The sequence below is a fragment of the Leptospira congkakensis genome (genome assembly GCF_004770265.1).
GTDB classification, from domain to species: domain Bacteria; phylum Spirochaetota; class Leptospiria; order Leptospirales; family Leptospiraceae; genus Leptospira_A; species Leptospira_A congkakensis.
Window position 1 is genome coordinate 1 of sequence record NZ_RQGQ01000007.1, and the last position, 8608, is coordinate 8608.

Consider the following 8608-nt stretch of genomic DNA (forward strand, 5'->3'; position numbering starts at 1 on the left):
TGAGTCCCGGAAGGGGACGTTAGGGATTGGCACGACGCTTGCGCAAGCAAGAGGAGTGACAAAAGCCTATGTGTCGCAGACCGAACGAGGGCGTAAGTCCCGAAGTGAAGCGGTTAGTCGCTGTTATGTGCAGTGCAAAGGTTAAATGTAATCTAATTCCATAGTGGGTTAGTTTCTAATTTATTCTTTATTTTGTAATTTGCAATTTTTTCATTGAATTTGGTTTCGGAATTTTGAAAGACTAATGGTTCTCTCTTTAATATTTTGGTATATTGATCCAATAACAGCTTATATTCAGCGCTTGTTTTATCGGAAAGAAGTTCAATAACTCTGTCTACTTTTCCATTTGATAATTCTTCATTTAAAAATTCGCCTTCAAAATTTGGGACTTGAACATACAAATTTGAATCAAGGGAGAAATCAATAGATTGACGAATTCGCTCATTGATCGTCCACATAGCTGCTTGTATATGTTTTCCTTTGCGTTTAATTTTTGGAGTGTCAGAGTCATGAATTACAATATAAGGTACTTTGAATTGGTTTAGTATTCGTGAAAACAAAGTAATATTTGCTTTTCCTAAACAGTTGATTACATGAATATTTAAGCCAATTTCTTTTGCTATATGTTGAATTGCAATTTGTTCGGTAGGTCCCTCTACTAATATTATATTTTCATAAAAAAAGAATTCATTAACCATTGGATTCGAGGCGCGAATCATTTGTAATCTTGTTCGCTCATCTACTTCGAATGATATTTTGTCAGTCGAGACATATCGTTGAGTAGAAGAGTTTGCATCGACTCTAATAATTGTTGTGTGATCTTTAGATAAATCAATAAAAACTGGAGAATGAGTTGTGGCTAATACTTGCCAATCAGGGTTTTGCAATGCAAAATCATATAAAGATTCTCTAGTTTCACGGATTGTTGGGGGATGCAGAAATGCCTCTGGTTCATCTATTAATAGAATTTTAGTTGCTTCTCCAGTTTGTTTTGTTTTCTTTTTTCCATCGCCAACATCGGACATCACTGAAAGTGCTGACCATAATAACGCTCGCTGTATTCCAGTACCTTGTTGCATTAATGGACTATTGTAAGTACCTTCGGTTCCTACTTTTAAAAATGATTCAGCACCGACAATTTTTTCATCTATTGCATCTTTTGATTGGGGAATTAATTCTATTTTTGTTCCTGGAAATATGGTTGAAACATTTTTTGTGATTTTATTTGCTATATCATCGAAGGCAGTCTTAGATTCAGAAAAAATAGTTTGAGCTAATTTTTCAATTTCATCAATTGCTGCTTTTGTCTTACTTGAATCGGCTTTTAATCTATCTTTAACAATTGTCTTCAATAGAGTTACAATTTTTGTTTGAGTAGTTTCGACTGACTCTGTAGGTTTTATTCTAATTGGTTGCGGGATTCTACTTTGTATGAGTGTATCCCAGCCACCCATTCCACCATCTTCAAAACTATCTGTCTCAGGATTAAATGATTGTTTTGTTGCTTTTTTTTCGGGTGATGTCCATATCCACCGTAATTTTATACATTCGCCATAATCTGAATCATTATATTTCCATTTTTTACCGATGGTGTCCTCGTCTTCTGCTGTTATTGAATCGAAGATTCCAGTAATTTCTATCGGCTTTGACACATCTTCATTATGGAAATATGTTTTTGAAAGTTCTTTTCCAGAAGAAGCAAATGACTCATATGCATCGAGCATTGTCGATTTGCCAGCGTTATTTTGTCCTATTAATACTACGATTTCATCAATTTTTATCTCATAAGGAGTGTCTCCAATGATTTTATAATTTTTTACAATTAGTCCTGCTAATCTCATTTTTATTGTCCTTTTTTAATTTTAAATTCTTTGCATTGCACATAACGAACTAGACTAACCGACGTAGGCTGGCCCTGAGTCCCGAACGGGACGTTAGGGATTGGCACGACGCTTGCGCAAGCAAGAGGAGTGACAAAAGCCTATGTGTCGGAGACCGAGCGAGGGCGTAAGTCCCGAAGCGAAGCGGTTAGTTGCTGTTATATGCAGTTCAGCTTATATAAGTAGTTGTTCAAAAAAACTTCCGAATTCTTTTTTTTGATTAATAAAATGAACTTCTAGTATCCAAAATCTAGGTAAATTATCAAAAGAGGATTTTAAATTAGTTAAGTTTTCTTTGCAGATATAGTTTTGAGGACTAGATTTATGAATCTTGTAATGTGAAAATTCATCGATAAGATGTCCTGCAATATTATTTCCAAAAATATAACCATTATTGAGAGCAAATTCTTCGAGAAAATTAAATAATTCCAATCCTGTAATGGAAGGTTTACTTAAATAAAAATCTCTGGCAGCATACCAAGCCTTTTCGACTGTAGATTTTATGTTTAATTTTTCTAGATTATTTCCTAGAATATATGTCCTTCCGAAATCTGCTTCATAGTTTTCGAATATAGGTCCAAAATCAATCCAAAGTATATCATCTTCATTAATAATTAAAGTATTTGGATTTTCATCGTAAGGAAAGATTGTATTTATTCCAGTTCTTACAATTTTTTTATGCCAATATTTTGTAATACCGAGTCTATCTTTTGCTATTTCATAGATTTCTGAACTCAATTGTCTTTCGGAAATGTTTGGTCGTATTACATTTTCTTTTTCAATTATATCAAAAAGTTCATTTGCTTTTTCTTGTGTTTCTTTAAGTTTTTCTAATTTTCTATTCATATTCTTAATTTATTTTGCTGAATTGCATATAACGAACTAGTGTTAACGAAGTTTCCCGCCCTGAGCCTGCGTAGTAGGCGTTAGGGTCAGCGGGAAATTTGCCGAAGGCCGAACGAGGGCTAGTCCCGAAGTGAAGCGTTAAGACGCTGTTAGTTGCAGTGTGCCTTACGAGTAAAAAAGTGTAGGTAAAATGGAACTGGAAGTCCCACCAGAATTCTTCAACAGACGAAGCAAAGTAAATCAAAGATAGACTTTAATCAACAAGCGTTAAGAGTTTAATATACTATTGATCTAGAATTCCGTATAAATAAAAAATAAAATAAAGAAACCAGACGAGAACGAAATTTAGCATATTGCAACTAACGAACTAGACTAACCGACGTAGTCCGTAGCTGAGCCTCCGGAGGAGGCGTTAGCGTCGGCGCGATTTCTTGCGAAGCAAGAAACGTGACGGAGGACTATGTGTCGTAGACCGAGCGAGGGCGCCAGTCCCGAAGCGAAGCGGTTAGTTGCTGTTATGCGAAGGAGACCATTTTATACAGTTTCGTCAAACAAAGTGCCTAGGATTTTTTTAGGTTCATAGGTAATCATTAGTCTTTTTTCAGGATAAAGCTGGATTGTAGATTCGTTTACGCTGATCTTATATTGATTGCGAAGATTTTCATTTAGAGCAGCTGCAATAAAATGTAAGTTCTTTTTGAGAATTTCTTGTGTTTCTGAGACATCTATATTATTTTCTGCAAGCAATTGTGTTATTTTTAATTGTTTATCTGTTTCTTCGAATTGCCTGCTTAGCTTTTGAAATTCGCCAGAATTAGTATAATTTTCGGAAAAATAATTGCCTGCATTTAGCAATAGTTTACCAAGAATTTCGATTGTAGCTGGATGGCCTGATAAAGATAGATGATCTGATCCTGAATAATGACTTTTTAATTGAAGTGGATATTCAATTAATGATATTCTGGCTATTTCACATAAGTTTTGATAAATTACTATTAGCATATTACAGGTTTCAATGTGAAGTTGTAGAGATTCAGAATTAGATTCAAAGTTAAATGTAGAAGCTATTTCATCTGTCTTAAGTGAGAAATTATTTATCAAGCTAATTGAATCTCGTAAGCCAGATAAGTAAGATAATAATGTTGTTTCAGATTTTTTTATATCGTAACATGTTTGATAGATTTCTGGTAAATTGTTTGCTCCTGCTAACTTTTTTGCTTCTATTTGATTTAAAAATTTTTCTAGAGTATCAATATATATTGATGTACTTTCTTTAATATTTTCTGAAAGGTCTGTAACCACCAATTGACGTGAGTAAGCCAATCGTTGTCCAGCTTTTGATGGAGAAAACGTTTTCATGGCAGTATCAATTGCATTATTTACGGAATGTCTGTAAGAATCATAATTAACTGAGTAATTTTGCCGACTTACTAAACTTTCTTCAATTTGCCCCCGAATATGTAGAATATCTGAGATAAGGGTTCTCACCTGAGAAAATTCTGAGGAGTTTATCGCTTCTCTTTCGAAAGTTTCCAAAAATTCGATAGTTTCTGTGATTGTCATTTTAATTCCATGTTCTATGTTTTAGCTAGTTTGGTCTCTTTCGCATAACGAACTAGACTAACCGACGTAGGCTGGCCCTGAGTCCCGGTAACGGGACGTTAGGGACTGGAACGACGCTTGCGTAAGCAAGAGGAGTGCCAGAAGCCTATGTGTCGGAGACCGAGCGAGGGCGCAAGTCCCGAAGCGAAGCGGTTAGTCGCTGTTATGCGACGTTTAATCGCAATCGTTTTTATCACAAATATCCTCGCAAGTTGTCTTTGCCGAATTTAATTCAAAAATTCTCTGAGTATTAGCGTCGATAGAGAATGTGTTTTTTATATTGTTTTTCGCAATTTGTTCATTGTAAATAATAAACATATCTGTACCAATATGCTCTTTATTTTTACAGAATATGCCTCCTCCAACTTGGGTTGCGTTAAATTCCACTGGTGTAGGAGATAGAAAAGTTTTAATATCAATTATCTTTACCACGTGGAAATTTCTGCGTTCTCCACAGTAGTAAGCAGTCTTGGTTAATGCATAAGAATAGAATTTATCTTCTTTAATTAAAATACCCCATAAATTATCTCCTAAACCATATCTATATAAAATGTTATCTCCATAACTATTAATGAGCGATTCTTTTTTTGGAAGCTTATTCGATTTGTTAATTATTGGAATTTTAGAACAATGCTCAGCTATAGGTATAACGTCGCTAGAAAAAACGAAACCGTTTACATTTTTGTAAGATATGTTAATCCAGTTACCCAGTTTATTGAATTTTCTATCCTTTGTTTCTGTTGCCGAAAGAAAATATATAGGATTTTCGTTTTTAAATTCAGGTTTTATCTTCCACAACCAATTATTTTCGTATTCATTTACTTTAAATAGAACTGTCGACTTAAAATCAGGTTTTTCATAGATAAGTATACCGCCATACTTGGCAGCAAGTACTTTCGAATAAGTAAAATCAAATTGTTCTAAATAAGATAGTTTGATATGGGCATTATCCATAGCTATTTGTTTTTTAGTTTTTGCGGACACCCAGTGAATAGCCGATGGTTGGTAGATTAAATACATTTCTACATTATCAATTGATGGGTATCCTCCTATAATTTCAAAAAGCTCGCCTTTTCGAAGTAAATATTTTGTATCTTTAAAATTATTATTTTCGAAATTTTTTAATTCCATGTCATTTTCATCTATAGATATCCATAAATCATTTGTGGAAATTAAATATTTTCTTAAACTAGGATCAACAATGCTTGTATATTTATTAGATTCTCTACTAAAAGTTAAAAAATTTGGTAATCGATTTAAATCCCTACAATTAATAATAAATATAAAGAAAATGAGTGGAGAGATAATTTTTCTTTTTATAGCTAACATATGTTTAAACATCCTCTTGGAAAATATTTTAAATGTCGCATAACGAACTAGTGTTAACGAAGTTTCCCGCCCTGAGCCTGCGTAGTAGGCGTTAGGGTAGCGGGAAATTTGCCGAAGGCCGAACGAGGGCCTGTCCCGAAGTGAAGCGTTAAGACGCTGTTAGTTGCAGTATGCCTTGCGAGTAAAAAAGTGTAGATAAAATGGAACTGGAAGTCCCACCAGAATTCTTCAACAGACGAAGCAAAGTAAATCAAAGAAAGACTTTAATCAACAAGCGTTAAGAGTTAGATATACTGTTAGTCCAGACTTCCGTATAAATAAAAAAGTAAAATAAAGAAACATGACGAGAACGAAATTTAGCATATTGCAACTAACGAATTAGCGGAGACGACGTTCCCCGACCCTGAGTCCCAACGGGACGTTAGGGACTGGTCACGTAGCTTGCGGATGCAAGCGAGTGCCAGGAGGGGAATGTGGCACAGCCCAAGCGAGGCCGTAAGTGCCGAAGCGCAGCGTTTCCGCGCTGTTATACGACGTTATGTATTATTACTATTGAGTAAATCGTTTGCAAATAGGCCTACAGTGCAATAATGAATAAATGAAAGTATGAAAGAGATTCCCTGTACCCAATAAATTGAATTGTCAACGTATCTATTTATATGAATTTTACTATAAAATATTAAGGAAGGTGTAATTCCCAAGGCTATTACAATAGAAACATACAATGACACATTCATCCAGTTTTTAGTATCACTGGATTTGATTAAACCTGATACAGTTTTTACTAAGCCTTGTCCCCAACAAACAATTGAAACTAATCCTAAATCTCTAGATGTGATAACAGAAATGAAATTTTCAGATGTAAGATCAAGAATTATTAGGACAAAAAGAGGTAGAAGTAAAAAAATTACTTCTGAAACAATTATTGGAATAGTTACAAATTTATCTGAATCTTTATCTTCCATATAATTCTTCATTTTCTCCATTTCTTGGTATAAATTCTTCGAATTTCATTAAATAGATTTCATTTGAAAGCGGTCTGTCTTTTTCGTCTAAGTGAGTAATATACTTAAATCTGGCTCTTACGCGAGTGCCTGCTATAATTGGAATTGCTCCGGATTGAACTTTCAAAAGCCACTCTTCATCCATTATTTTTACATTGATTATATGTTTTTTGTCTTGGAATTCCCACATAGATATCCCGAGGAGATCTGGTTTTTTTAGAGGATAAACATTGCTTTGCTCGTTTTCGATAGTTCTAACCGTCATATCTTTTCGAATTAACTCTTTAGATATAATTCTATCTTTATCGACTAATATTTGCGTATCGTTACCAATATAAAAACGATCGTGAACATCGAGACTATTAATAGCTTGATTTAATTCTATTAGCATAGGTATTATATCATTTGCTACTGGCGGTATATATAAATTTCCGTTTTTTAAACCTGCATTTTCTGCAGATCTTTCAATATTTTTTGCTAATTCATTAATTGTTTTGGAACTATTAATTTCTTTACTTTCGTTTAGAGTGTTTGCTGCATGAGTATGGACTTCTGTTAAATATTGATTTAATTGTTCGTTTTCTATTTTTGATGAACTTAATTTAGAATTTTTTGATTCCATAAAGAAAGCTCTTATAAAGCTTTTCAAAGAAGAAATTTGGATTTCTTCAAGATATTGTTCAATCTCTAAATCATGAAAAATAAGATTGCTAACATACTTGTCATAATTAGCGAATGAATCTATTGACATCGCCATTGATTTAAAGATTCTGCTGGCGCCTTTTATGTTTTTATCGTATTCTATTTTAATTGGATAAATAATTTCCATTTTATTCTTAAACTCTTGTTGATTTTACATAATGGCGTATAACGAACTAGTGTTCCCGAAGTTCCCTGTAGCCGAGCCTCCGTAGGAGGTGTTGGCGTCGGCGCGACTTCTTGCTGGGCAAGAAGCGTGCCGGAAGGGAATTTGCCGCAGGCCGAGTGAGGCCTTGTGCCGAAACGTAGCGGGAAGACGCTGTTATGCGCTGGTCCCTAGTTATCCAATTTGATGTATTCTCCAAAAACCCAACCTTCTTTTTGGTCAGAATTTTTTAATAAACATCCATTATATGAATCAGAGATAGGAAAAATCAAATACCAGAAATTTTTCTTATCACCAATATAATCCTCATTTTTTGTTTTAGCAATAACCGTAATTGTGTAATTTTTTGGTATAAACGAAATTTCCTTATTACTTATACTTTCATCATCCAAGTGACTAAAAAAGCATTCAAATGATTTTGAATCTTTCGAAGGTTTTTCTCTCATTTTTAGATTAGAAGTAACTGTAGCATTTTTTAAACCTTGAGTAATAACTTGAATTCCTTTGAAATTTTTAATTAATCCTTCATTTACCTTTTTACTTTTATTGTATAAAACTAGTTTGTTATCACAAAGTAAATATTCTTGATATTTGATCGATTCTTCATCAATTTTAGTAAAACATTTGAAATCTTTTAATTTTTTGTTTTTACAATTTGAGTTAACATTAAAGAAATTATAAATATTTTCTGAATATGTAAAACTAGCTGTAAAACCATCGCAACCATCTCCTTCACCATTTAGAAAATATAAAGCTTTTGAATTTTCCAATTGTAAGATCATTTCGTTTGAACTTATGGAGTTCTCCCCGAATATTAATTTTTCCGAGTTTAAAGCTAACGGGAGGAGTAGAATGACTATAAAGGATATTTTGTTTTTCATTTGTATTTTTTTCAAATTTTAGGGACTTGCGCATAACGAACTAGTGTTAACGAAGTTTCCCGCCCTGAGCCTGCGCAGTAGGCGTTAGGGAGAACGGGAAATTTGCCGAAGGCCGAACGAGGCCTTGTGCCGAAGTGAAGCGTTAAGACGCTGTTAGTTGCAGTGTGCCGTTCGAGAATATATTAACAATAAGAAAGAACT

At 33.9% G+C, this 8608-nt stretch carries 7 protein-coding genes; all 7 read right to left on the minus strand.

The window, feature by feature from the left end:
* Positions 1-152 precede the first annotated feature (152 nt).
* On the minus strand, positions 153-1841 hold the full coding sequence (locus EHQ70_RS05735) for an ATP-dependent nuclease (protein ID WP_135584405.1): 1689 nt from the start codon (positions 1839-1841) through the stop codon (positions 153-155).
* 213 nt (positions 1842-2054) lie between these two features.
* Positions 2055-2726, minus strand: coding sequence for a M24 family metallopeptidase (locus EHQ70_RS05740; RefSeq protein WP_135584407.1), 672 nt, complete (start codon positions 2724-2726; stop codon positions 2055-2057).
* A gap of 534 nt (positions 2727-3260) precedes the next feature.
* On the minus strand, positions 3261-4289 hold the full coding sequence (locus tag EHQ70_RS05745) for a hypothetical protein (RefSeq protein WP_135584409.1): 1029 nt from the start codon (positions 4287-4289) through the stop codon (positions 3261-3263).
* Between the two features lie 213 nt (positions 4290-4502).
* Positions 4503-5657, minus strand: a complete 1155-nt coding sequence (locus EHQ70_RS05750) for a hypothetical protein (protein WP_135584411.1) — start codon at positions 5655-5657, stop codon at positions 4503-4505.
* A 536-nt stretch (positions 5658-6193) separates the two neighbouring features.
* On the minus strand, positions 6194-6622 hold the full coding sequence (locus EHQ70_RS05755) for a hypothetical protein (protein WP_135584413.1): 429 nt from the start codon (positions 6620-6622) through the stop codon (positions 6194-6196).
* Positions 6612-7490, minus strand: coding sequence for a hypothetical protein (locus EHQ70_RS05760; protein ID WP_135584415.1), 879 nt, complete (start codon positions 7488-7490; stop codon positions 6612-6614). The genes EHQ70_RS05755 and EHQ70_RS05760 overlap by 11 nt, the downstream gene beginning before the upstream one ends.
* Positions 7491-7696: 206 nt before the next feature.
* Entirely contained in the window at positions 7697-8296 is a 600-nt protein-coding gene (locus EHQ70_RS05765) for an SH3 domain-containing protein (RefSeq protein ID WP_244288232.1), read from the minus strand.
* Positions 8297-8608: the final 312 nt, after the last annotated feature.